Genomic DNA, 21,974 nt, shown 5'->3' with positions numbered 1-21,974 from the left:
GCAGGCATCCGATCATGAGCGACGCAACCGTTTCAGACTCCGGCCATCGGCTGAAGCCGTTGGCGCCGGCGATGCTGCGTGAACTGTCGGTGCGGTCCAACCTCAGGGGCGCCGTGCAGAGCCTCGGCCATTACGGCATGGTCGTACTGGTCGGCGCGCTGATCTGGCGGGTCTCGACGACCTGGGGTATCCTTTGGGCGTTGCCGCTGATGGCGGTGCAGGGCTATCTCGTCGCCTTCCTGTTCATGGCCGTGCACGAGACCGCGCACAAGACCGCGTTCAAAAGTCGCGGTCTCAACCTCGTGGTCGGCTATCTCTCGGGCTTCATCATCGGCTTGCCCTACGAATATTATTGCCTGTTTCACTGGGACCATCACCGCTACACCCAAGACCCCGAGAGGGACCCGGAGCTCGTCGTCGGCGTGAAGCCGAAATCCGACACGCAGCTCGCGCTCGCCTATAGCGGCGTGCTTCAGGTCGCCGGCCGCCTGTGGCTGATGCTCGGCCATGCCGTCACCGGCAAGGTCGTCGTGCCATGGATCCCCGAGAACAGGCGCGCCATCATCGTCACCGAGGCGCGCGCCTATGTCGCGCTCTATGCGCTGCTGCTCGTGCTGTCGTTGTGGTTCTCGTCGGCGCTGCTGCTCTGGGTCTGGATCGTGCCGTTGATCATTGGGCAGTTCTTCCTGCGTCCCTATCTCTACGCCGAGCACACCGGCTGCGAGCGTACCCGCAGCGCATTCCAGAACACCCGCACCACCTACACCGGCGCGATCGTCAAATGGATCGCGTGGAACATGCCCTACCATGTCGAGCATCACGCCTATCCCTCGATCCCGTTCCACGCACTGCCGAAGCTGAACGGGATCGTCGACGGCGAAATCGTCCATCGTGGCCGCGGCTACATCCGGACGACGCGCGAGACCTGGGCCTGGTTTCGGCGACATAGACAGGCCGGCTAGCGGAAGAAAAATCGACGCGCAAAGCCCCGATCGCGGTGCGATCGGGGCTTTGTCGTGAATGCGGGATATCAGTAGATCCCGTATGCGCAGACGTTCACGACGCGGACGCGCAGGCCGTGGCGGGTCTGGACGACGCGCTCCTGATAGCAATTGTTGACGCCGCTGTTGACGTAGACCCCGCCAAAGCCCCAGCCGTGACCCCAGTGATGGTGGAAGCCGTGGGCCGACGCGGCGGTGGGGGCGAGAGCGGCAACGCCGAGCGAGCCGGCGGCGATCAGACCAAGTGCAAGCTTACGAAACATTTTCATTCTCCAGTTTGGCGTAAGGGCCGTTGTTGTGTCCCTGCATCTCGGTCGAGCCGAAACGCGAATGCGTTCATGCAGCGCGGGGAGAATCGTGTTTCAGGAGTGTTTCGTCGGTCGCGGCGCGTCGCGCCGCCGTCCTGTTTTCCGCGCCGCGCGATAGCGCACAGCCATCGCCTCTGTCAGCTCGGCCATCTTCTCGCGCAGGTCGGCCGGCTCCAGCACTTCGGCCTCGGGCCCGAGCCGCAACAATTCGGCGGCGGCATGCCATGACGTCTTGCCGGTCGGCACTCTGGCAATGCGCCAGCCGTCCGCATCCGCGGTCTCTTCGAGCTGCGTACGCGCCCTGACGTAAGGCTGGCTCAGGGCATCGAGCAGTTTCACGCCGAAGGGCGACAGCCGAACGATCGCGACATTGGGATGCATCTCGGCCTCAAGACGCAGCGTTGCATCCCGCCAATAGCCGGCGAGATCGAAACCGGCGGGCCGCTCACACCGATCGTCGAGCGCGGTGCAGTCGAGCACGCGCGCGACGCGATAGGTCCGCACGCTGCCGTCGACCAGACCTGCGAGATACCAGCTGCCCCCTTTCAGCACGAGACCGAGCGGCGCGACGCGACGCTGCTTCTCGGCGCGCCAGCTCTGGTAGCGGATCTTGATCAGTGTCCCGCGCAGGGTCGCGGCGGCGATCGTGCGCAGATGCTTCGGTTCTTCCGCCTCGCCGAACCAGCCCGGCGCGTCGAGGTGAAAGCGCTCCTGCATCCGTCCGGCGTCTTCGCGCAAATTGGCGGGCAGCGCGGCCATCAGCTTGTTCTGTGCGGCGATCATCGCCGCATCCAGCCCGAACGCCGCCGCTGGGCCCGGCAATCCCCCCAGAAACAGCGCTTCCGCCTCGCTCTGCGACAGACCGTTCAGCCGCACGCGATAGCCGTCGAGCAGGCGATAGCCGCCCTCCGCCCCGCGGTCGGCATAGACGGGGACGCCGGACGCCGCGAGCGCGTCGATGTCGCGGTAGATCGTGCGCACCGAGACTTCGCAGGCCTGCGCGAGCTCGGGCGCGGTGACCTGCCCCTTGGCCTGGAGGGTGGTGAGGATCGACAGCATCCGGCTCGCGCGCATGATTCCTTAAACCATACCTGACACAGGATGTCAGGTATGGTCCGCTACAACGCCATCGCCAGCCGGCAGATGGAGACCGCCATGACTGATCCGAACCGCATCACGCTGTATTATTCGCCGCAAACCCGGGCCACCGGCACGCGGGTGCTGCTGGAGGAACTGGGAGCGCCTTATGATCTTCGTGTCCTCAACATGAAGGCCGGCGAGCAGCGCCAGCCGGCCTATCTCGCCATCAACCCGCTCGGCAAGGTGCCGGCGATCCACCACCGCAACGCGCTGGTGACCGAGCAGGTCGCGATCACCATCTATCTAGCCGATTTGTTTCCGCAGGCGGGGCTGACACCCGCGCTGAACGATCCGCTGCGCGGCCCGTATCTGCGCTGGATCGCCTATTACGGCGCCTCGTTCGAGCCGGCCCCGATCGACAAGTTCATGCAGCGCGAGCCGGCACCGATCACGCAATCGCCGTATGCCGACTATGACATCATGCTCGGCGCGCTCGAGGCGCAGCTGTCGAAGGGCCCGTATCTGCTCGGCGAGCGCATGACGGGCGCCGACGTGCTGTGGGGCGTCGCGTTCAGCTGGACCATGATGTTCGGCATTGTGCCGAAAAAGGACGTGTTCGTCCGCTATGCCGAACGCATGACCTCGCGGCCCGCGTTCCAGCGCATCAACGCAGCGGACGCTGAGATGGCGGCGCAGCATGCTGCGGCGGCTGGCGGTTGAATGAACCGGGGTTGCAGATGACGAAGCCGGTGCACACGACCAACTGCTTCAACACCTTCATCCAGGTTGCTGAAGATTGTCCTGCGCGTACCGGCGAAGAGCCGCCGCTGCGCGCGGGAAAGCCGACGGTGGCGTGCCTGCAATACGGGATGATCGCCAAGGCGCCTTACAAATACACGTCCGACGACGTGATCTTCGCGACCTCTGCGTCGGGACGCGAACTCGCCGTGAAGGCGACGAAAACGGAGAAGCAGGCGGCCCGCGAAGCGTTCTTCTCCCGAGGGCAGGCGTGCATGAGGGCGTCGAGCCTGGGCAAGCGCTTCGGCTGGGGCGTTCATGCCGATAGCAAGGGCCGGATCGCGATCTATCCCATCGAGAGCAAACACTACAAGGCGCTTGCCCGCGATCCCAGGCTCACGCAGGTGCGCGCGATGCGGTCGAAGCGGGCTTGATCAGAATTTCGGCGGTCGCTTCTCCGCGAACGCCTTGATGCCTTCCTTGATCTCGTCGCCGCGCATGCTGTCGCGGTGACGCTGATCGGCGGCTTGCGCGTCCAATTCGCCGCGGGCGAATTCGTTGATGGCGCGCTTCATGCCGCGCATCGCCTGCGGCGCGTTGCCGGCGAGGATCGCAGCGAGCCTGTCGACCTCCTCGTCCAGAAACTCCAACGCCACCATGTCGGTGAGATAGCCGATCCGCAGCATCTCCGGCGCGCTGATCTTTTGCGCGGTCAGGAACAGTTTTTTTGCATTGTCGACGCCGAGCCGCGTCACGTAACGCTTGATGCCGCTGCTGTAGTAATGCAGCCCGAGCCGTGCCGCGGGCATGAACATCTCGGCGGTATCGACGCCGATGCGGAAGTCGCAGGCAAGCGCGAGGTCGGTCGCGCCGCCATAGACGCCGCCGTTGAGCCGGCAGATCGTGGGGACGCCGAGATCCTCCAGCCGGTTGACGACCACCTCGAACGCCGATCCCGCGCTCTGCTGCTCGTTCGCACTGACCGCGCGCTCGGCAACGGAATTGAGGTCATAGCCGGCGGAGAAGGCGCGCCCCGTGCCGGTCAGCACCAGCACGCGGATAGCAGGATCGGCCTCGACCCGGTCGAACAGTTTGACCAGTTCGCCGAGATCCTCGGCCTGGAGCCGGTTGAGATGTTTGGGCCGGTTGAGGCGGATGGTGGCGCGTGCGCCAACGAGTTCGAGCACCGGGCCAGTGGCTGCGTCGGCTGTGTCCGACATTCTTGTCTCCATTTATTTTGCTTGTCGCCATTTATTTGTTTTCGAGCGTGCGCCGCTTCGCCTCGGCATCGATGGTCTCGGCGAGATCGGGATGCCGCGCCATCAGCACGCGGAAGTCGACGAGGTCGAGCACAAGAAGCCGCGACACCTTGGTGGTCGAGACGTTGGCGCCGCGCAAATTGTTGCCGAGCAAGGCCATCTCGCCGAAGAAGGCGCCATCGCCGAGCCGCACCTTCTTGCCGGGCAGGTCGACCTCGACCTCGCCGGCGGCGATGAAATACATGCAGTCGCCCTGCGCACCCTTGCGGATGATCATGGTGCGCGCCGGCAGCTCCATGGTGCGCAGCATGTGGGTGACGTCGGCGATGGCGGCCGGTCCAAGCGCTGCAAAGAACGGCACCTTGCTGACGGATTCCCAGGTCTTGAGGAAATTGTCGCGCCGGGTCTCCGCGGCAAAGCCGGTCGCCAAAATGCCGGTCCAGAGGCCGAACACACCGAGGCCGGAGATCATCACCAGCGCCGCCACCATGCGGCCCAGCGGCGTCACCGGCACCACGTCGCCATAGCCCGTCGTCGTCAGGGTTGCGACGGCCCACCACAGCGCGGCCGGCACGCTGCCGAACGTCTGCGGCTGCACGTCCCGCTCCAGGAAATATTCGGCAACCGAGGCCAGGAAGACCACCATCAGGAAGATCACGAGCACGCTGACCAGCGGCCCCGATTCCAGCACCAGCACGCGGCGGAGCTGCCGCAGGCCGGGAATGCCCGGCACCACCTTCAGCACCCAGAGCACGCTGAGCAGCCACGCCGTCCTGGGCTCGATCCCGAGAATCAGCGCGGCCGGCACGGCCAACGCACCGACCGCGTCGACCAGCCCGGCGGAGGAGGACATGTAGAGTGCAAGGCGCCCCTGTCGCGTCATATGGCGCAGCCGGACCACCCATTCGTATACGAAGTACACGAGACAGGTCCAAAGCAGGGCGTCGACCCAGCGATGTGCCGTCTCATAGGCCGGGTTGACCGTCAGGAGCACCATGGCAAGCACGCCGACGGCGACGGCCACATAGGCCGCCCTGGTCATGTTGCGGCCGGCCGTGGCGGCCGCGAACTGGGCCAGAGCGGAGATCAGCGGCTTGGACATGCGAGCAGGCGGCTCAGTTTCGTCTTTGCGGTCCCCGGCTGGAACCTCGCTGCCAAAGTGCCTGCCCGGCTCGAGGCCGTCAACGACGGTCCGCCGGACCACGCGCCGCTACTTGAAATGCGGCGGTTCGTCGTAGCCGCGACGGCTGCTGAAGAACAGCAGCACCATCAAGCCGATGCCGACAAGAACGGAAAAACCGGCCCCCAACGCCAGCGCCACGTAGCCTTCCGTCGGGATCGGCTCGCCCTCGACCGCCATCGCGGAATAAACGAAATAGCCAACCGCGGCCAACATTCCCAGCAGGAAGATGATGAGGAGTGCACGCATGGCGCGGTCTCCGGTTGATCCGAGAACAAACGGTTGTGGACAGGGACGGTTCCCGGCCTAGGGCCCCCGGTCGCTCGAAGACGTGCCGGCAAGGCGTCGCCGTAGGTCCTCAAATTGATGGGTCAGGCACTCTGAGCTGTCTTCACCACCACGACATTGCTCTCGTCGTGCTGGGAAGGGGCCACATCCTGAGCGGCCTTCTCGCCCGCGCCCGCATGGCGCTTGAGATAGTCGCGGCGCATGCCGATCTCGTCGCGGACGAATTCGTAGCCGAGCTTGAAGGTGTCGAGCCCGTCGGTACTGATCGTGCCGTCTCTGAGGCCGATGACGGCGCCGCGTAAAATGCCTTCCAGCTCGTCCTGGAGACATTCGAGCTGGTCGAGCGAATGCGCATGTTCGATCCGCTCGCCGATGTCGAGGATGGCGGTGGCCAGCTCGCTGGCCTTCTCCGGCGCGATCCGGGTGATCTTGGCGTAGATCGCGGCGAAGATCGAGCCGATGACGCTGAGCGCGGCAGCGCCGAGATACATCAGGTCGCTGTACTTATCCATGAACGACTTGGTGTCGTCGTTGATGTAGTCGGCCGCCCCTTGATGCGCCATCACGAAGGCGTCCTTCTCGACGGAGGCGGGCTTGATCCTAGTGGCAAAGCCGCTGTCGAGCCCGAGCGCGGACTTGTTCTCGTAGACGGTGCGCGCGAGCTCCCCGGCCGCCGTCGGCGACATCCTGGATTGGGCGACCAGCAACCATTCGAGCCCGATCGTGTCGAGATCGTCGCCGGGAATTTCCGGCGATGCAGACAGCGTGCCCGCCGTCAGCGTCTCGCTGGAAATGCCGGGGATCTTGCGCGCCAGCGCTTTCGCCTCGTCGATCGCGTTCAGCGTGAAGCCGCCGCGCCTGGCGACCTGCTCATACGCCTTGTCCCGCACCGCCCGCGAGGCGTGGACGATGGCGACGACTGCGCCAAAGCCGCTCGCCGGCGCGAACAGCTTGTCGAGTGTAGCGCCCTGTGGCGCCATCCGGATCCTCCCCGCGTCCGCACCCTCCGGAACGTCGAGGATACCGCGGACGAAGACGAGCGCGGAGTCGTTGTCGGCGACGACGGCGACCTTCTTCTTCTTCAGCTCGGCGAGCGACTTGATCTTCTTGTTTCCGGGCCCGAGCAGCAGCACGATATCGTGCTCGAGGATCGCGAGCGTGCGTGCCCGCAGCGGCACCTTGGCGTCGGTGCGCAGCACCGCGAGGTCGGCCTGCTTGCGATCGAACTGGGCGATCGCCTTGGCGTTGTCGGCGTTGTTGACGATCTTGATCCGGAAGCGCGAGGCGTTGTTCTTCAGGACGGCGGCGAGCTTGGCTGCGAACAGCGCCTCGTCGCTGTTGGGGGCGCCGACCGCAAAGGTCAGCGTCTCCGAATTGTGCACCAGCATGCGGCCGCCCCAGACGGTGGCAAGCGACAACAGCAGGGTCAGCACGACGTAGAGGAAGACCTGCTGCTGATTGGTCTTGATCACCTTGGGTCGCCGGGGCGGTGGCTCGATCGGCGATGAGGTCGGGCCCTCAGTACTCATGGCAGCACTCTGGCCTTATGCTTCCGGTGGCGGGCGGCTTGCGGATGTGATCGCTGCGGTCGCCCTGTAATTCGTAAACGTCTGAAAAAAGAACGATATTCTCTACTGACGATGGTAGCGCGCAGGCCGCGGAATGCAAATTCCGAGCCGAAGGTAACCTTACTCAACTCGGCTCCGGCGATTGGTCATCCTATCACCAGTTAGCCACAGTTGGCGATTTTCCGGTTCCCCCCGGCTGCATTCCGCCGCGGGAGGTGTCATAAATCGCAAGTCCCGGCGATTTGACCGGTCCAGGAAGAGATTGCGCTGAACGCTCCAATTCTTCTTGTCACGTCAACGAGGGCGCCTTGTCGTTTCCACCTCTGTCATCGGCGGTTCCGGTCGAAGCCCTCATTGGTTGGATGTTGCTGCTGACGTTCAAGCACATCATCGCCGATTTCGTCCTCCAGACCGCCTGGATGGCGCACGGCAAGGACCAGAAGCACGGCTGGGCCCTGCCGCTCCTGGTGCACTGCCTGGTTCACCTTGCGGTTGCGCTGCCGCTGATCCTGATCGTGGCGCCGAAATTCTGGTTTGTGGCGCTGATCGACTTCGTCATCCACATCACGATCGACCGCGCCAAGGGCCTCGTCTCAGCCAATTTCGGTGTCGATCTTGCGCATCCCTGGTTCTGGACCCTGATCGGTGTCGACCAGGCCCTGCACCATCTGACTGGCTTCGGCCTCTCCATCTTCATGGCGGCGAACTGACCGCTGGCGGCCTCGGCGCGTAGGTGGTCGTCCATCGGCATCCACAAGAGGTCGTCATGCCCGGGCTTGTCCCGGGCATCCACGTTCTTCGCGCCTCTCGGCTTTCCGTGGATGGCCGGGACAAGCCCGGCCATGACGCGTGGAGGCGTTCGCGCCTGACTCATCGGCTCAGATAGCGCGGCTGGATCCCCGCCCAGCCCATTGATTCGCGGCCCACGCGCAAGGACCCCCGGGTGACTACCGGGCAGCGTGGTTAACCTTTCATTAGAGAATTGCACTGCATCTTCCCAGACGAGGGAGAACTGCAATGTTTTCAAGCCGCGATACCTTTGAAGGCGATTCCTGCCCGGTCCGCGACGAACTCCTTGGCGAGATGTACCGCGCCAGCGAGAGTGGCCTGCCGAGGCTGGTTGAAAGTGTTTCCCCTGACGCGCGCGCCAGGCTGGCGCTGTTCTGCTATCGGCGCAGCCATCTGCACTCGCTGGCGGTCGCGATCGCTGGCAGCTGTAACGAGCGCGACCTGATCGAGAACGGCGGCCGTGTCGGTTCGACGCTCTACGCGCTTGCGCGCGAAGGCGCGGCGAAATCCTCGCCGTCGCTGTCGGGTGGCCGCAAGCCGATCACGCTGTCGACCAAGCCGCTCTCGGTGCTCGCGCCGCTGGACGACGAGATCGACGACGAGATCGGCGAAGCCGTCCCGGCCTAAAGCACGATCGATCGCGCTCTAGCTCTCTATTGGCGTATGATCTCGGCGGAAAACCGCTGCACACTTTTCCGGATCATGCGCCGGCGGCCTCTATCACCGGCAGCCCGAATTTCCGTCGCGCCATCGCGCATTCGGCATCGCCCGGCATGCAGGTGCGGCACACGTCCGGCCGCACTGCATAGATGCCGCACGCGGTCGCTTTTCCAATGTTCCCCTGCAACGCCGAACAGCGATCGCCTTCGCAGCGCATGCCGGATTGACGGTCGTTGACGAGCGCTTCGGGAATCGCGGCAAGCTCCTCGTCGCTCTCGATCGAGAAGCGCGGCCAGTTCGCCGAATAGCCGCAGCAGGCGCCGCAACTCTGGCAACAGCTCGACAGGTCGATCGGGGCGTTCTCATCCATCGTCACGTGTCCTTTGGCGGGCCCCAGACCAGGCTCTGGCGCCATTTCGCGCGCAGCACGTCGCGCCTTTCAGGATATCTCTCGTCGGGATAGCTCGCGTCGACCACGCGGTCGGTGCGGAAGCTGCGGAAGTCGCCGCGCAGCTCGCACCAGGCCGCGAGCAGGCGCACGGCTTCGAGATAGCCGATCGAAATCGGCCAGATCATGCGCTCGCTGGCGCGGCCCTGCTCGTCGCGATAGCGCAGCATGATCTTCTTGCCTTCGTGGATCTGGGTGCGCGTGCGAGCCATGTCCAAGCGGTCCGGCTCCCTGTTCCAGCTCGGTCGGGCCCGGCTTGCCGGCTCCAGCACGAACGGACGCAGGCGCTCAGGGACAGTGTCGGCGATCTTGGCCATCAGATCTTCAGCCGCACGCGCCAGCGCGGGATCGGCATGGCCGGCGACCCATTGCGCGCCCAGCACCGCCGCCTCGATTTCGTCGGGTGTCAGCATCAAAGGCGGCAGGTCAAAACCCTTTTCCAGGATGTAGCCCATGCCGGCTTCACCACGGATCGGCACGCGCTGGCCGATCAGCGTGGCGATGTCGCGATAGATCGTGCGCTTCGAGGTCTCGAGCTCGGCCGCGATGGCGTCCGCCGTCAGCGGCTTACGCGTGCGCCTCAGCACCTGGATGATTTGAAACAGCCGGTCGGCGCGTCTCATGACGGATCTCTTGTCGGTGGTTTTTCAGAAGGCGGCGCGCGGCTGCTGACAGGATGTTGGCAGCAGGGGAGTTCTATACCGGGACAACACGTCGACTGAAGAGGATTTGTCCATGATCATTCCAACTCATTTCGGCCCGGCCGCTGCGCTATGGCGGACCCCGCCTTTACAGGTCCAGCCTTTGCAAGTCCCGCGTTTGCAAGCCCGAGCTTGGTACGCATGGGCGTTCGGCCGCCTCGTATCCCTTGATCTCATGGTCCTCGACCTCCGCCTTGCGCTCGCGACCATGGTGGCTCGCTTCCTGGTGCAGGCCGCGGACGCGCTGGTCCGTCATGTCATGGCCCGCGCCTGGCGGGGGGCCCGTTTCGCAGAAGATATCACGGCTGCTGCCACCATGGTGGCAGCAGCCCGCGGTTAAGTTCCCTCAACTCTTTCGGTCGTTTCAGGAGAGCCTTCATGATCACGCTTTACGGCTTTGGCGCCGGCTTCGGCCTGCCGGAAATCAGCCCCTTCGTCACCAAGACGGAGGTGCAGCTCAAGATGGCGGGATTGCCCTACCGGAAGGAGCGGGCGATGCCACCCGCATCACCCAAGGGGCAGCTGCCCTTCATCGACGATGGCGGCGAGGCGGTGGCCGATTCCACTTTCATCCGCGCCCATATCGAGCGCCGCTACGGCTTCGATTTCGACGCCGGTCTGTCGCTCGTCGAGCGCGCGCAGGCCTGGGCATTCGAACGCATGATCGAGCATCACGTTTATTTTGCGCTGGTCGGGGCGCGCTGGGTCGATCCGGTCAACTTCGCCAAGGGGCCTGCGCATTTCTTCGACGGCGCGCCGGAGCACAATCGCGAGAAGTTGCGCGAGGACGCGCAATTCCGTGTCGCCGAGAACTACCTGCTCTCCGGACTCGGCCGCCACGCGCCCGATGACGACGTCGATCTCGCCGTGCGCTCGCTGTTTGCGCTCTCGGTGCAGCTCGGCGACAAGTCCTATCTGATGGGCAACAAGCCCTGCGGCGTCGATGCCACCGCCTTCGGTGCACTCGCCGGGATCCTGACGCCGTTCTTCGAATCCGCACTGCGCCGTCGCGCCGAAGGATTTCCGAACCTCACCGCTTATGTCGACCGGATGATGGACAGTTACTATCCGGAGTTCGCCTGGACCCCGCTGCGGCAGGCGGCTTGAGGCCTGGAATGAGACTCATCTAGCGCCCCGAGAAAGGTGTGTCCCCTCCCCCACAAGGGAGGAGGGAACTCAGAGAGCGGTGCTGTTGTTCAAACGCGATCCGGCATTACGCTCGCTGCAAACAAAAAGAGCCGGCCCATCGGGCCGGCTCTCGTCGTCTCAATCCTGCCGCTGCGTCTATTTCACCAGCGTGTACTTGCCGTTCTTCACCGTGAGCAGGATGCGCGAGCGCTCGTCGAGGCCGTAGCGATCCTTTTCGGTGAAATTGTAGACGCCTTGGCTCGCCGCAAGCTCCTTCTCCGACAGCAGCGCCTGGCGAATCGCCTCGCGGAATTCCGGCGTGCCTGGCTTCGCCGTCTTGAGTGCCGCCGGGATGATGCGCTTGAGAATCTCGAAGGCGTCGTAAGAGTGACCGGCGAACTGGCTGCGGCTGTTCGGGCCGTACTTGGCTTCATAGGCCGAGTTGAGCGCGAGGCCCGGCTTCTTGGTGGCGGCTTCGTCCGGCTGGTCCTCGGGATCCATGACGGGACCAGAGGCCATCAGCACGCCTTCCGCAGCTTTGCCGGCGATACGGATGAAGTCCATACTGGCGGCGCCATGGGTCTGGTAGATCAGGCCCTGATAGCCACGCTCGCGTAGCTCGGTCTGCGGCAGCGCGGCCGCGGTGCCGGAAGCGCCGACCAGAATGGCATCGGGATTCGCCGCCACGAGCTTCAGCACCTGTCCGGTCACCGACGTGTCGGGGCGAGCGAAGCGCTCCTCGTCGGCGATGGTTATGCCCATCGGCACGGCCTGCGCCTTCAAATCGTTGAACCAGAGGTCGCCATAGGAGTCGGAATAGCCGATATAACCGACGGTCTTCACACCCTTCGACTTCATGTGGTCGTACAGCACCTTGCCCACGATCGGGATCGGCTGCGGCATCGCCACCGACCACTTCATGCGCTCCGGCGTAATCGGGAACGGCGCCAGGCCGAAATGCGGAATGCCGGCTTCGTTGGCGACGTTGGACACCGCGATGGTCGGCGGCGTCAGCGCCGAGCCCATGATGATGTCGGCCTTGGATTCGGTCACGAAGCGGCGGGCGTTGGTGGTCGCGGTGGTCGGATCGCCGCCGTCGTCGAGTACGATCACCTTAAGCGGCACGCCGCCGATCTCCTTCGGCACGAACTCCAGCGCATTGCGCTCGGGAATGCCCAGCGCTGCGCCCGGGCCGGTCGTGGTGGTGGTGATGCCGATGGTGACCTCGGCGGTCTGAGCCCGCGCGGGCACGGCCGGCAGCGCAAGCGCAGCCGCGGTGACGGCGGCGGTCAGGTAAAAGCGTTTCATCTATTCCTCCCTTTATGTGTTTCTTTGAAAGCAGAAATCGGGGGGTAATTCAGCCCCCTCTTTTGGTGATGTGGCGATTTAGCTCCGGGCCTCGCTCCCCGTGAATTTGGCTACCATTTCCGCAGGAAACGGTGCCGATTTCAGTTTGTCGGGGTTAACGGGGTCGCGCCCGACCAGGACACGGGTCTCGAAACCCTCGATAGCCAGCGCCTCGCCCTTGAAGACGCTGTGCTTCACCTCGAAACTCGAGCGCTTGATGCTCTCGATCTTGGTTTCGATGGTGATCCAGTCGCCATAAGTCGAGGGGATGTAGAACTTGGCGCGTGTATCGACCATGGGAATGCCCACCAGGCCGTATTTCTTGACCAGGTCCTGCTTGGAGAAGCCGGCGACTTCGAACAGGGTCGACGTCGAATCGTCGAACATCGCGAAATAACGCGGGTAATAGACGATGTTGGCGGGGTCGCAGTCACCCCACTGGATCTGGACGTCGCGCCGGTTCACGAACATATGCCGCGCCCTATTTCGGCGCCATGCGCAGCGAGCCGTCGAGGCGCACCACTTCGCCGTTGAGGTAGGAATTCTCGACCATGTGCAGGGCGAGCGCCGCGAACTCGTCGGCGTGGCCGAGCCGGCGCGGGAACGGGATCGCGGCGGCGAGCGAGTCCTGGGCTTCCTGCGGCAGGTTGGCGAGCAGCGGCGTGAGGAACAGGCCGGGCGCGATCGTCAGCACGCGGACGCCGAACTGCGCCAGCTCGCGCGCGATCGGCAGCGTCATGCCGACGATGCCGCCCTTGGAGGCCGAATAGGCCGATTGCCCGATCTGGCCGTCATAAGCGGCAACGGATGCCGTGTTGATGATGACGCCGCGCTCGCCGGTTGCCTGCGGCTCGAGCTTGGACATCTCGTTCGCGGCAAGGCGGAGCATGTTGAAGGTGCCGATCAAATTGACCTTGATCACCTTGTCGAAATCGGCGAGCGCCATCGGGCCGTCGCGGCCGACGACGCGCTTGGCAACGCCGATGCCGGCGCAATTGACCAGCACGCGCGCGGGTCCATGGGACTTGGTCGCTTGGGCGATCGCAGCCTCAGCGGAAGCCGCATCGGAGACGTCGCAAGCCACAGCCACGCCCTTGATCTCGGCGGCGACAGTTTCGGCGAGCTTGGCATTGAGGTCGCACACCGCGACCCTGGCGCCCTGCGCCGCCAGCTTACGCGCGGTCGCCGCGCCCAGTCCCGACGCGCCGCCCGTGACGATGACAGCCTGATCCTTCAACAACATGGCGTTCTCCCTAGGTGCGACGTCCTCTTACCCGACCGATATCACACGGTCCGATGGATTGGCAGCGTAGAGCTCCTCGATCAGCAGGCTGCGATGCTCGAGCACCGCGCGCTGGTTGATCGAGCCCTTGTCGGTGACTTCGCCCTTGTCGATCGAGAGTGGCGTGTCCATGAGGATCGCGCGCGTGATCCGCGTCGAGGATCCCGTGGCCGCGCTGAGAAAGCGGGTCAGCCGTTCGCGAAATGCCTCGCGCACCAGCCGGTCGCGGGTCGCGACGACGAGATCGTCGGTCGGCAGCGTCGGGTTGATCAGCCGGCAGCCGTCGAGATCGAGCACGACGAGCGCGGAGATCTCGTCTCGGTTGATGCCGGCGATGACGACGTCGCGCACCAGCGGCGCGCAAGCCGCGACGAAGCGCGCGCGCAATGGGCCGACGCTGACCCAGGTGCCGCTGCCGAGCTTGAAATCCTCACCGATGCGGCCGTCGAAATCGAAGCCGGCATTGAGATCATCGGGATCGACGGGCTTGAGGGCATCGCCGAGCTTGTAGAAGCCTTCTTCGTCGAACGAATTTGCGGTGATGTCGGGCTGGCGCCAGTAGCCGGGCATCACGTTCGGCCCCTTGCAACGAACTTCCATCTTGCCGTTGTTCGGCACCAGCTTGGCGTCATTGCCGGATACGGGAAGCCCGACATGGCCGGAGCGGCTGGTGCGCGGGTTGACCGACATGAAGAACGGCGCGGTCTCGGTTGCACCGAGGCCGGTCAGCATCGGTACGCGGTAGCCTTTTTCCTTCACCGCCAGCTCGTCGAGGCTGTTCCAGACGAACGGCGACAGCGCCGCGCCCGAGAAGAACATCGCGTGCAGCCGGTCGAAGAATTTTGCGCGGAGGCGCTGGTCGTCGCGCAGATAAGGCAGCAGCGACTCGTAGCCCTTGGGGACGTTGAAATAGACCGTCGGCGAAATCTCCTGGAGATTGCGCACGGTTTCCTCGATGCCTCCAGGCACCGGCTTGCCGGCATCGAGATACATCGAGCCGCCATTGTAGAGCGTCAGCCCGATATTGTGGTTGCCGCCAAAAGTGTGATTCCAGGGCAGCCAGTCGATGATGACGGGCGGCTCGTCCCTGAGGAAGGCGAGTGTCTCGCGCAGCATCACCTGGTTGGCGCAGATCATGCGCTGGGTGTTGATGACCGCCTTGGGGTTGCCGGTCGAGCCCGAGGTCAGCAGGAATTTCGCGATGGTGTCGGGGCCGATCTTGCCGTGGACCTCGTCCAGATCGCCGCGGATCGGGGTTGCCATGAGGTCGGCGAGCAAGGTGACGTCGCGGCCCGGCACGTGGCCGTAGGACGCGGCGATCTCGGTGCCGAGCGAGACGTTGGCCGCGAGCGCGTCGGCGAACTTGTCGGCGTCCTCGGCGAAGACAAGGCCGGGCGTCAGCAGCTTCATCAGGTAGGAGAGCTTGCCGTAATCCTTCGATACCAGCGAATAGGCCGGCGACACCGGGCAGAACGGAATGCCGGCATAGAACGCGCCGAACGCGAGCAATGCGTGGTCGATCGAATTGCCGGAGAGGATGACGACCGGCCGCTCCGCCGACAGCCCGCGCGCAATGAGCCCTGAGGCGATGTGCCGGCTCGCGGCGAGCAGCTCGGCGTAGCTGATCTTGCGCCAGCCGCGGCCACCTTCGCGCTCGGCCATGAAGACGCGATCGGGCGTCGCGCTCGCCCAGTGATGCAGGCGGTCGGTGATGCGGGCCGGATAATCGCCGAGCGGCTGTTTGGGCCGCAGATAAATCGTGCCGTCGTCGCGCCGCTCGATATTGACGACGGGATCGCCGAACGAAATGGGCCGCAGCGGGGAAGTGCTCGCGCCGCGCTCCATGCTGGAAGAGGACGGCTGCGCGCTCATGATTTCGGCTTCACCTTTGCGGTCTTGTGTTCGAGGAACTCGCGGATCCTGCGTTTTGCCTCTTTGTCGCTCTGCGCCACCGTCGCCATCAGCGATTCCATCAACAGGCCGGTCTGCGGATTGGCCTCCGCGATCATCGGCAGCGCCTGGAGCACGGCGAAGTTGGTCAGCGGCGCGTTGGAGGCGACCTTGGTCGCAAGCTCCATCGCCTTGCCGAGCCCGTTGCCGGCTTCCGTGACATATTGCGCAAAGCCGTAGGAGGTGCCTTCGGTCGCGGAATAGACGCGGCCGGTCAGCATCATGTCCATCATCCTGGCGACGCCGATCAGGCGCGGCAGGCGCACCGAACCGCCGCCACCGACGAAGATGCCGCGCTGCCCCTCCGGCAGCGCGAAATAGGTCGAGGGTTCGGCGACACGGATATGCGCCGCGCAGGCGAGCTCCAGCCCGCCTCCGATCACGGCGCCCCTGAGCGCGGCGATCACAGGCACGCGGCTGTACTGGATGCGGTCGAACACCCGGTGCCACATCTGGGAATGGAGAAGGCCGCCACTGGCATCATGGTCGGTCAGTTCGGAGAGGTCGAGACCGCTGGAAAAATGGTCGCCGATGCCGTGGATGACGACGGCGCCGATATCCTCGGGCAGGGCCGCAAAACACTCGCCGATCTCCAGGATGATGCCGTCGTTGAGCGCATTGCGCTTGGCCGGCCGATTGAGGCCGACGGTCAAAACCCGGTCCGCCCGCTCGATCTTCAAAAGCCCGGCGGCGCCCGCGTCAGCGGTCTCGGCGTTTCCCTGTGTCATTTGCGTCCTTGTCAGAATAGTTATGTTGTATAACGAATTCAGGAGGAGTCAACAAGGGGCTAGGTGCCTCTTGGGTCAGTCAGGCGGGCAAAAGGCGCCCTCCAAATGCGGTGTCGTCCCGGCGGAGGCCGGGAGCCATAACCACAGGGAGAAGTTTGGCCAAGTCGTTCGGTACTCCGACTATTCGCGATCGACAGATCACGCGGTATGGGTCCCAGCCTTCGCCGGGACGACGGCGAAGGGCACTGAAGCCTTCACATCACCTGATGCACGTCGATCACGACTCGATCCGCATGACGCGCTGCTGACCCGACAAAAATGTGCTCCATCAGCCAGCGGTACTTCTCGTGCCCGGTCTCGAACCTCGGCACGGTGCGGAAATAGATCAGTTTGGGATCCACCGGTTCGCCGCGCTTGAGCTTTTGCAACAGCTCGACCGGGCCGAAGCGCATGCCCTTGTTCTCGACATAGACGGTGGCACCGTCGTCGGTTTCGAACGCGTACTTCGCTTCGAGATCAATCAGCTCATTCGGGCGGATGGTCTGGAAGTCCGCGCCGAACGGCAGCACCTTGCCGGTGATCGCACCCGTCACCTCGCCGCCGACGATCGGGATGATGCGGCGAATGCCGATACCGGTCTCGCCGGCGGTGACGACGTCGCCGATGCGTGCGGTGACGGTAAAGACGTATTTGGTCTCGAGGGTAGGGGCCGTCATCGGTCACCTTTCTGTATTGAACTAGCGCCGCTGTCCTTCCTTCTCCCTTGTGGGAGAAGGTGGCGCGAAGCGCCGGATGAGGGGTATGCCTCTCCAAACTCAGATCAGCGCTTGAGGAAATATACCCCTCACCCGTCTCGCCGCTTTGCGGCGAGCCACCCTCTCCCACAAGGGGAGAGGGAAAAGACAGCTCGCCGCTTTACCACCTCCTCAATGCGCCATCATCCGCGTCGGCAGCCATGTCGCCAGCAGCGGGAAGGCGATCAGGATCACCAGGCGCACCAGGTCTGTCGCCACGAACGGAATCACGCCCTTGAAGATGGTGGAGAAGGAAACGTCCTTCACCACGCTCTTGATGACAAAGACGTTCATGCCCACCGGCGGATGGATCAGGCCGAGCTCGACCGTCATGACGATGATGACGCCGAACCAGATCGGGTCGAAACCGAGATGCATGATCACGGGGAAGATGATCGGCACGGTGAGGATGATCATCGCCATGGCGTCCATCAGGCAGCCGAGCACGAGATACATCACCATGATCAACGCCAGCACGCCGTAGGGGCCGAGACCGAGGCCGGTGAGGAATTCCGTCACCTTTTGCGGGGTCTGCGTCACCGTGAGGAAATAGCCGAAGATCAAGGCGCCGATCAGCACGGTGAACACGGCGGCGGCCGTGCGCGTCGCCTGGAGCAGCGACGCCAGAATCTTCTCGCGGTCGAGCCGGCCGGTCGCCACGCCGATGATGAAGGCGCCGGCGGCGCCGACGCCGCCCGCTTCGGTCGGCGTGAAGCGCGGCAAATAGGGCAGGCCGTAAAGGCCGCCGATGACGAACACGAACAGCAGCACCGGCGCCCAGATGTCCTTCAGGCCGGCGAAGCGCTCGCGCCACGGCAGCTCCTTGCCCTTGGGCAGGAAGTCGGGCCGGAAATAACCGATCAGGAAGATCGTGATCATGTACATGGTCATCGCGAGGATGCCCGGGATGATGCCGGCGATGAACAGCTTGCCGATGTCCTGCTCGGTGATGATGCCGTAGACGGCGAGCACGGTGGAGGGCGGCAGCATCGCACCCAGCGTGCCGCCGGCCGCGATCACGCCGGTGGCAAACGACTGCGGATAGCCGAAGCGGCGCATCTCGGGGTAAGCGACCGCGGAGAAGGTCGCGGCGGTCGCGACCGAGGAGCCGCAGATCGCGGCAAAGCCGCCGCAGGCGCCGACGGTGGCGATGCCGAGTCCGCCGCGCAAATGGCCGACAAAGCCGTTGGCGGCGCGGAACAGCTCGCGACTCATGCCGGAATTGCTGACGAACGAGCCCATCAGCAGAAACATCGGAATGACGCCGAAGGTGTAGTCGGTCACCGTGCGCATCGAGGTCTGGCCGACCAGCTTCAGCGCCGGCGTGGCGCCGACGAGATAGGAAAAGCCGGAGACGCCGACGAGGCCCATGGCCATGCCGACCGGCACGCGCAGCAGCATCAGGGCGAACAGGGAAACGAAGCCGATTACGGCGACGGCATCGGTGCTCATGATTACTCCGTCGCCTTCAGCTTGGGGTCGTGCATCTCTTCGGGATGGAAGATCAACCGGTAGGTGCGGATCGCGATCAGCAGCACGGCCGAGACGTCGCCGATCCAGGCGATCGCGAAGAACGGCCAGGTCGGCATGTGCATGTCGAAGGTCTGGACGTTGTCGTTGTAGGTGCCGCGCACCTTGTCGAACAGCGTCCAGGTCTGCACCGTCACGACGAACAGCAGCACCAGGGTCGCGAACACGTCGATCCAGCGCTGGTAGCGCGGCCCGACATTGCCCCAGACGAGGTCGACGGTGATGTGGGTGCCGCGATAGGAGGTCGCGGCGATGCCCCAGAAGATCAGGATGCCGAGCAGCATGCGGCCGATGTCGAAACTATCGGGGATCGAATAGTTCAGCGTGTTGCGAAGCAACACCGACAGGAAGATGTCGAGCGCGACGATGCCGACGAAAGCCGCTGCAATCCATTCGATCGAATCGATAATACGATCCATCCAGCTGCGCTTCATGGGAGCTTCCTAAGAGATGCCATCCTCGGGCGGGAGAGGGAGAGGACGCGCGATGCGCTCCTCGCGTCTCGACCCGCGTGCAGAACAACGGCGGCGAGATGCATCCCGCCGCCGCATGTGTTTCGACGAAGAACTACTCCGCCAGCGCGTTGTACTTCTTCAGCGAGGCCTTCAGCTCGCTAAGCGCCGCGTCCGGATCCACGCCGGTCTTCTTCGCGCCGTCACTCCAGGTCTTCACCAGCGGCTCGGCGGCCTTCTTCCAGGCCGCGGTCTGCTCGGGCGTCAGCTTGTAGACCTCGTGACCGGACTCCGCCTTGACCTTGTCGATGCCGGCATCCTCGAACTTGCCCCAGTGCTCGCCGACCACGCCTGCCATTTCGACCGTGCAATTCTTGTCGATCGCGGCCTTCTGCTTGTCGGACATCGCATTGTACTTGTCCTTGTTCATGACGAACACGAAGGTCGTGGTGTAGAGCGGCGCCTCCATGTCGTATTTGGTCACCTTGTCGATGCCGAACAGCACCAGCGAGCCCCAGGGGAAGGTGACGCCATCGGCGACGCCGCGCTCGATGATGTCGCGCACTTCGGGCGCGGAGGATTGCACATTGGTGCCGCCGAGCGAGGTGACGAAGTTCGCCATGGTGGCGTGGGCGGGGCGGATCTTCAGGCCCTTCACGTCCTCCGGCATCACGATCTTCTTGGTGCGGGAATGGAAGGAGGAGGGCGAGTGGACGAAGGCGAGGCAGTATTTGACGTCCTTCATCTCCTTCTCGGCGTATTTGCGGTACCAGGCGTCGAGCCCCATCGAGCCGCCCTTGGCATCCGAGATCAGGAATGGCAATTCGCCAGCGCCGATGATCGGGAAACGGCCGGGCTGGTAGCCGGGATTGACATAGGTGACGTCGGCGATGCCGTCGCGCGCCATGTCGTAATGGTCGAACGCCTTGCCCATCTGCTGGGCCGGAAACACCTTGCCCTTGATGGTGCCGCCGGAATCCTTCTCGACCGCAGCAGCCCAGTCCTCCAGCGATTTCTGTAGTGGATGCGAGGCCGGCACCCAGTGCGAGATCTTCAAATCGAAGGTCTTGTCCTGCGCGAACGCAGGGCTCACGCTTGCTGCCAGCAGCAACGCCAGACAGGCTTTCCTCATCACGCGTCTCTCCCTCTTTTGACGGCGGGCTTCGATGGCCCGGTCTCGTTAATTAACATGTTATCTAGTTGGCCGGCGCGTTCAAGCCGGAACTGGCGCGACGTGCCGCCGCGCACTCCCTTTTGCCCAACCGTTATATGATATAATTATCGTGCGCGGACGGCAGCGACAAGCGAGCCACGCCGAAAGCCTACAGGATCGGGAGGAGCAAGTATTGCGGACAAAAGTCGCAATCATCGGGGCGGGGCCGGCAGGATTGTTGCTTGGGCAACTGCTGCATCATTATGGCATCGACAATGTCATTCTGGAGCGGCAGAGCCCGGACTATGTGCTCGGCCGCATCCGTGCCGGACTGCTGGAGGAGGGAACAGTTGCGCTGCTCGACCAGATCGGCGCCGGCGCACGGGCGCATGCCGAAGGGCTGGTGCATGAAGGGATCGAACTCACCTTCTCGGGGCGCCGCCACCGCATCGACATGAAGGCTGCGACCGGCAAGACGGTCATGATCTACGGCCAGACCGAGGTCACGCTCGATCTGATGAATGCGCGCACGGCCGCCGGCCTCACCTCGGTCTACGAGGCCAAGGACGTGCAGCCGCAGGATTTCGACGGCGGTCACCCGCGCGTAACCTACGTGAAAGATGGCGTCACCCACACCATCGATTGCGATTTCATCGCCGGTTGCGACGGGTTTCACGGCGTCAGCCGCGCCAGCGTTCCGGCTTCGGCCATCGAGGAGTTCGAGCGCATCTATCCGTTCGGCTGGCTGGGCATCCTCTCCGAGACGCCGCCGGTCAGCCACGAGCTGATCTATTCCAACCACGCCCGTGGCTTTGCGCTCTGCACCATGCGTTCGACCAGGCGCAGCCGTTACTATGTGCAGTGCGCGCTCGACGACCACGTCGACCAATGGCCGGACGACCGTTTCTGGGACGAGCTCAAGCGCCGGCTCGACCAGGACGCCGCCGACAGCTTGGTCACGGGCCCCTCGATTGAGAAGAGCATTGCGCCGCTGCGCAGCTTCGTCGCCGAGCCGATGCGCTTCGGCAGGATGTTCCTGTGCGGTGACGCCGCCCATATCGTGCCGCCGACCGGCGCCAAGGGGCTGAACCTGGCCGCGAGCGACGCGCATTATCTGTCGAGTGCGTTTCGCGAGTTCTACGACGAAAAATCCAGCGCCGGCATTGATGCCTATTCGGCGAAGGCGCTGGCGCGGGTCTGGAAGGCCGTGCGCTTCTCCTGGTGGATGACCTCGATGCTGCACAAATTCCCCGACACCGGCACCATCGGCGCGCGCATCCAGCTCGCCGAGCTCGACTATGTCACGCAGTCGCAGGCCGCGATGACCTCGCTGTCGGAGAATTACGTGGGGCTGCCGTTTTAGGGCGCGCCGTCATGCCTCGCGAAAGCGGGGCATCCAGTACGCCGCGGCCTCTCCGTATCACGTCACCGTCTCTGGAATACTGGATCACCCGCTTTCGCGGGTGATGACAGGGATAGCGGGGCGACGGCGCCACTCCTTTCAAACACCCGCGCAAATTCCGTTTAAAACTTTGTAGGTGGTGCATCTGTCCCGTCTGCCGCGTTCAATGGCGGGAGCCACCAACGCGA

The 21,974-nt window shown here is 64.1% G+C and carries 25 protein-coding genes; 8 read left to right on the top strand and 17 right to left on the bottom strand.

Annotation, left to right across the window (positions count from 1 at the left end):
* Positions 1 to 14: 14 nt before the first annotated feature.
* Positions 15 to 962, top strand: a complete 948-nt coding sequence (locus tag IVB54_RS35260) for a fatty acid desaturase (RefSeq protein ID WP_018459447.1) — start codon at positions 15 to 17, stop codon at positions 960 to 962.
* Positions 963 to 1,030: 68 nt separating this feature from the next.
* On the opposite strand, the gene IVB54_RS35255 is transcribed toward IVB54_RS35260, so the two are convergent.
* Together IVB54_RS35255 and IVB54_RS35250 are read right to left on the bottom strand one after the other, a co-directional pair.
* Complete coding sequence (locus tag IVB54_RS35255) at positions 1,031 to 1,264, bottom strand: hypothetical protein (protein WP_018459448.1); 234 nt, start codon at positions 1,262 to 1,264, stop codon at positions 1,031 to 1,033.
* A gap of 99 nt (positions 1,265 to 1,363) precedes the next feature.
* Complete coding sequence (locus IVB54_RS35250; RefSeq protein WP_085361649.1) at positions 1,364 to 2,383, bottom strand: YafY family protein; 1,020 nt, start codon at positions 2,381 to 2,383, stop codon at positions 1,364 to 1,366.
* Between the two features lie 81 nt (positions 2,384 to 2,464).
* Here IVB54_RS35250 and IVB54_RS35245 point away from each other — a divergent pair, with 81 nt between their 5' ends.
* Positions 2,465 to 3,109 carry a glutathione S-transferase family protein gene (locus IVB54_RS35245; protein WP_247777566.1) on the top strand — a complete coding sequence of 215 codons (645 nt, stop codon included), beginning with the start codon at positions 2,465 to 2,467 and terminating at the stop codon, positions 3,107 to 3,109.
* Positions 3,110 to 3,126: 17 nt separating this feature from the next.
* Entirely contained in the window at positions 3,127 to 3,561 is a 435-nt protein-coding gene (locus IVB54_RS35240) for a DUF6157 family protein (RefSeq protein WP_018459450.1), read from the top strand.
* Here the strand turns inward: IVB54_RS35240 and IVB54_RS35235 are convergent, their stop codons facing one another.
* The 4 genes from IVB54_RS35235 to IVB54_RS35220 all read right to left on the bottom strand — a co-directional run bounded on the left by IVB54_RS35235 (position 3,562) and on the right by IVB54_RS35220 (position 7,383).
* On the bottom strand, positions 3,562 to 4,347 hold the full coding sequence (locus IVB54_RS35235) for an enoyl-CoA hydratase/isomerase family protein (protein ID WP_018459451.1): 786 nt from the start codon (positions 4,345 to 4,347) through the stop codon (positions 3,562 to 3,564).
* Between the two features lie 31 nt (positions 4,348 to 4,378).
* Complete coding sequence (locus IVB54_RS35230) at positions 4,379 to 5,488, bottom strand: cyclic nucleotide-gated ion channel (RefSeq protein ID WP_026233815.1); 1,110 nt, start codon at positions 5,486 to 5,488, stop codon at positions 4,379 to 4,381.
* Between the two features lie 108 nt (positions 5,489 to 5,596).
* Complete coding sequence (locus IVB54_RS35225; RefSeq protein ID WP_018459453.1) at positions 5,597 to 5,815, bottom strand: hypothetical protein; 219 nt, start codon at positions 5,813 to 5,815, stop codon at positions 5,597 to 5,599.
* 122 nt (positions 5,816 to 5,937) lie between these two features.
* A complete protein-coding gene (locus IVB54_RS35220) occupies positions 5,938 to 7,383 on the bottom strand; it encodes a TAXI family TRAP transporter solute-binding subunit (protein WP_247776950.1) in 1,446 nt (481 codons plus the stop codon).
* A 401-nt stretch (positions 7,384 to 7,784) separates the two neighbouring features.
* Here IVB54_RS35220 and IVB54_RS35215 point away from each other — a divergent pair, with 401 nt between their 5' ends.
* Both IVB54_RS35215 and IVB54_RS35210 read left to right on the top strand, forming a co-directional pair.
* On the top strand, positions 7,785 to 8,132 hold the full coding sequence (locus IVB54_RS35215) for a DUF3307 domain-containing protein (protein ID WP_018458457.1): 348 nt from the start codon (positions 7,785 to 7,787) through the stop codon (positions 8,130 to 8,132).
* 307 nt (positions 8,133 to 8,439) lie between these two features.
* The gene (locus tag IVB54_RS35210; protein WP_018458458.1) at positions 8,440 to 8,838 is read left to right on the top strand and encodes a hypothetical protein; all 399 of its coding nucleotides are present in this window, start codon (positions 8,440 to 8,442) and stop codon (positions 8,836 to 8,838) included.
* A gap of 73 nt (positions 8,839 to 8,911) precedes the next feature.
* Here IVB54_RS35210 and IVB54_RS35205 read toward each other — a convergent pair whose 3' ends face one another.
* A complete protein-coding gene (locus IVB54_RS35205) occupies positions 8,912 to 9,241 on the bottom strand; it encodes a YkgJ family cysteine cluster protein (protein WP_018458459.1) in 330 nt (109 codons plus the stop codon).
* A gap of 2 nt (positions 9,242 to 9,243) precedes the next feature.
* Entirely contained in the window at positions 9,244 to 9,942 is a 699-nt protein-coding gene (locus IVB54_RS35200; protein ID WP_007599649.1) for a YafY family protein, read from the bottom strand.
* A gap of 112 nt (positions 9,943 to 10,054) precedes the next feature.
* Here IVB54_RS35200 and IVB54_RS35195 point away from each other — a divergent pair, with 112 nt between their 5' ends.
* Together IVB54_RS35195 and IVB54_RS35190 are read left to right on the top strand one after the other, a co-directional pair.
* On the top strand, positions 10,055 to 10,360 hold the full coding sequence (locus IVB54_RS35195) for a hypothetical protein (RefSeq protein ID WP_247294194.1): 306 nt from the start codon (positions 10,055 to 10,057) through the stop codon (positions 10,358 to 10,360).
* A 38-nt stretch (positions 10,361 to 10,398) separates the two neighbouring features.
* On the top strand, positions 10,399 to 11,127 hold the full coding sequence (locus IVB54_RS35190; protein WP_018458461.1) for a glutathione S-transferase family protein: 729 nt from the start codon (positions 10,399 to 10,401) through the stop codon (positions 11,125 to 11,127).
* Positions 11,128 to 11,304: 177 nt separating this feature from the next.
* On the opposite strand, the gene IVB54_RS35185 is transcribed toward IVB54_RS35190, so the two are convergent.
* The 9 genes from IVB54_RS35185 to IVB54_RS35145 all read right to left on the bottom strand — a co-directional run bounded on the left by IVB54_RS35185 (position 11,305) and on the right by IVB54_RS35145 (position 20,363).
* Entirely contained in the window at positions 11,305 to 12,456 is a 1,152-nt protein-coding gene (locus tag IVB54_RS35185; protein WP_018458462.1) for an ABC transporter substrate-binding protein, read from the bottom strand.
* A gap of 78 nt (positions 12,457 to 12,534) precedes the next feature.
* A complete protein-coding gene (locus IVB54_RS35180) occupies positions 12,535 to 12,966 on the bottom strand; it encodes a thioesterase family protein (protein ID WP_018458463.1) in 432 nt (143 codons plus the stop codon).
* Between the two features lie 10 nt (positions 12,967 to 12,976).
* Positions 12,977 to 13,738 (bottom strand): SDR family NAD(P)-dependent oxidoreductase, encoded by a 762-nt coding sequence (locus tag IVB54_RS35175; RefSeq protein WP_018458464.1) that lies wholly within the window; start codon positions 13,736 to 13,738, stop codon positions 12,977 to 12,979.
* Between the two features lie 27 nt (positions 13,739 to 13,765).
* Positions 13,766 to 15,649, bottom strand: a complete 1,884-nt coding sequence (locus tag IVB54_RS35170) for a feruloyl-CoA synthase (RefSeq protein WP_026233587.1) — start codon at positions 15,647 to 15,649, stop codon at positions 13,766 to 13,768.
* Entirely contained in the window at positions 15,646 to 16,455 is an 810-nt protein-coding gene (locus tag IVB54_RS35165) for a crotonase/enoyl-CoA hydratase family protein (RefSeq protein ID WP_018458466.1), read from the bottom strand. Before IVB54_RS35165 ends, IVB54_RS35170 begins: the two co-directional genes overlap by 4 nt.
* 254 nt (positions 16,456 to 16,709) lie before the next feature.
* Complete coding sequence (locus IVB54_RS35160) at positions 16,710 to 17,171, bottom strand: DUF3237 domain-containing protein (protein ID WP_018458467.1); 462 nt, start codon at positions 17,169 to 17,171, stop codon at positions 16,710 to 16,712.
* Positions 17,172 to 17,381: 210 nt separating this feature from the next.
* Complete coding sequence (locus tag IVB54_RS35155; protein WP_018458468.1) at positions 17,382 to 18,701, bottom strand: TRAP transporter permease; 1,320 nt, start codon at positions 18,699 to 18,701, stop codon at positions 17,382 to 17,384.
* 2 nt (positions 18,702 to 18,703) lie between these two features.
* Entirely contained in the window at positions 18,704 to 19,213 is a 510-nt protein-coding gene (locus IVB54_RS35150; protein ID WP_018458469.1) for a TRAP transporter small permease, read from the bottom strand.
* Between the two features lie 133 nt (positions 19,214 to 19,346).
* Positions 19,347 to 20,363 carry a TRAP transporter substrate-binding protein gene (locus IVB54_RS35145; protein ID WP_018458470.1) on the bottom strand — a complete coding sequence of 339 codons (1,017 nt, stop codon included), beginning with the start codon at positions 20,361 to 20,363 and terminating at the stop codon, positions 19,347 to 19,349.
* A gap of 214 nt (positions 20,364 to 20,577) precedes the next feature.
* On the opposite strand from IVB54_RS35145, the gene pobA reads away from it, so the two are divergent.
* Positions 20,578 to 21,747: a 4-hydroxybenzoate 3-monooxygenase gene (gene pobA, locus IVB54_RS35140; RefSeq protein WP_026233588.1), complete on the top strand. Its 1,170-nt coding sequence runs from the start codon at positions 20,578 to 20,580 to the stop codon at positions 21,745 to 21,747.
* Positions 21,748 to 21,974: the final 227 nt, after the last annotated feature.

This window comes from Bradyrhizobium sp. CW1 (assembly GCF_023100665.1).
Lineage (GTDB): Bacteria > Pseudomonadota > Alphaproteobacteria > Rhizobiales > Xanthobacteraceae > Bradyrhizobium > Bradyrhizobium canariense_D.
This window is presented reverse-complemented; position numbering and strand designations above follow the sequence as displayed.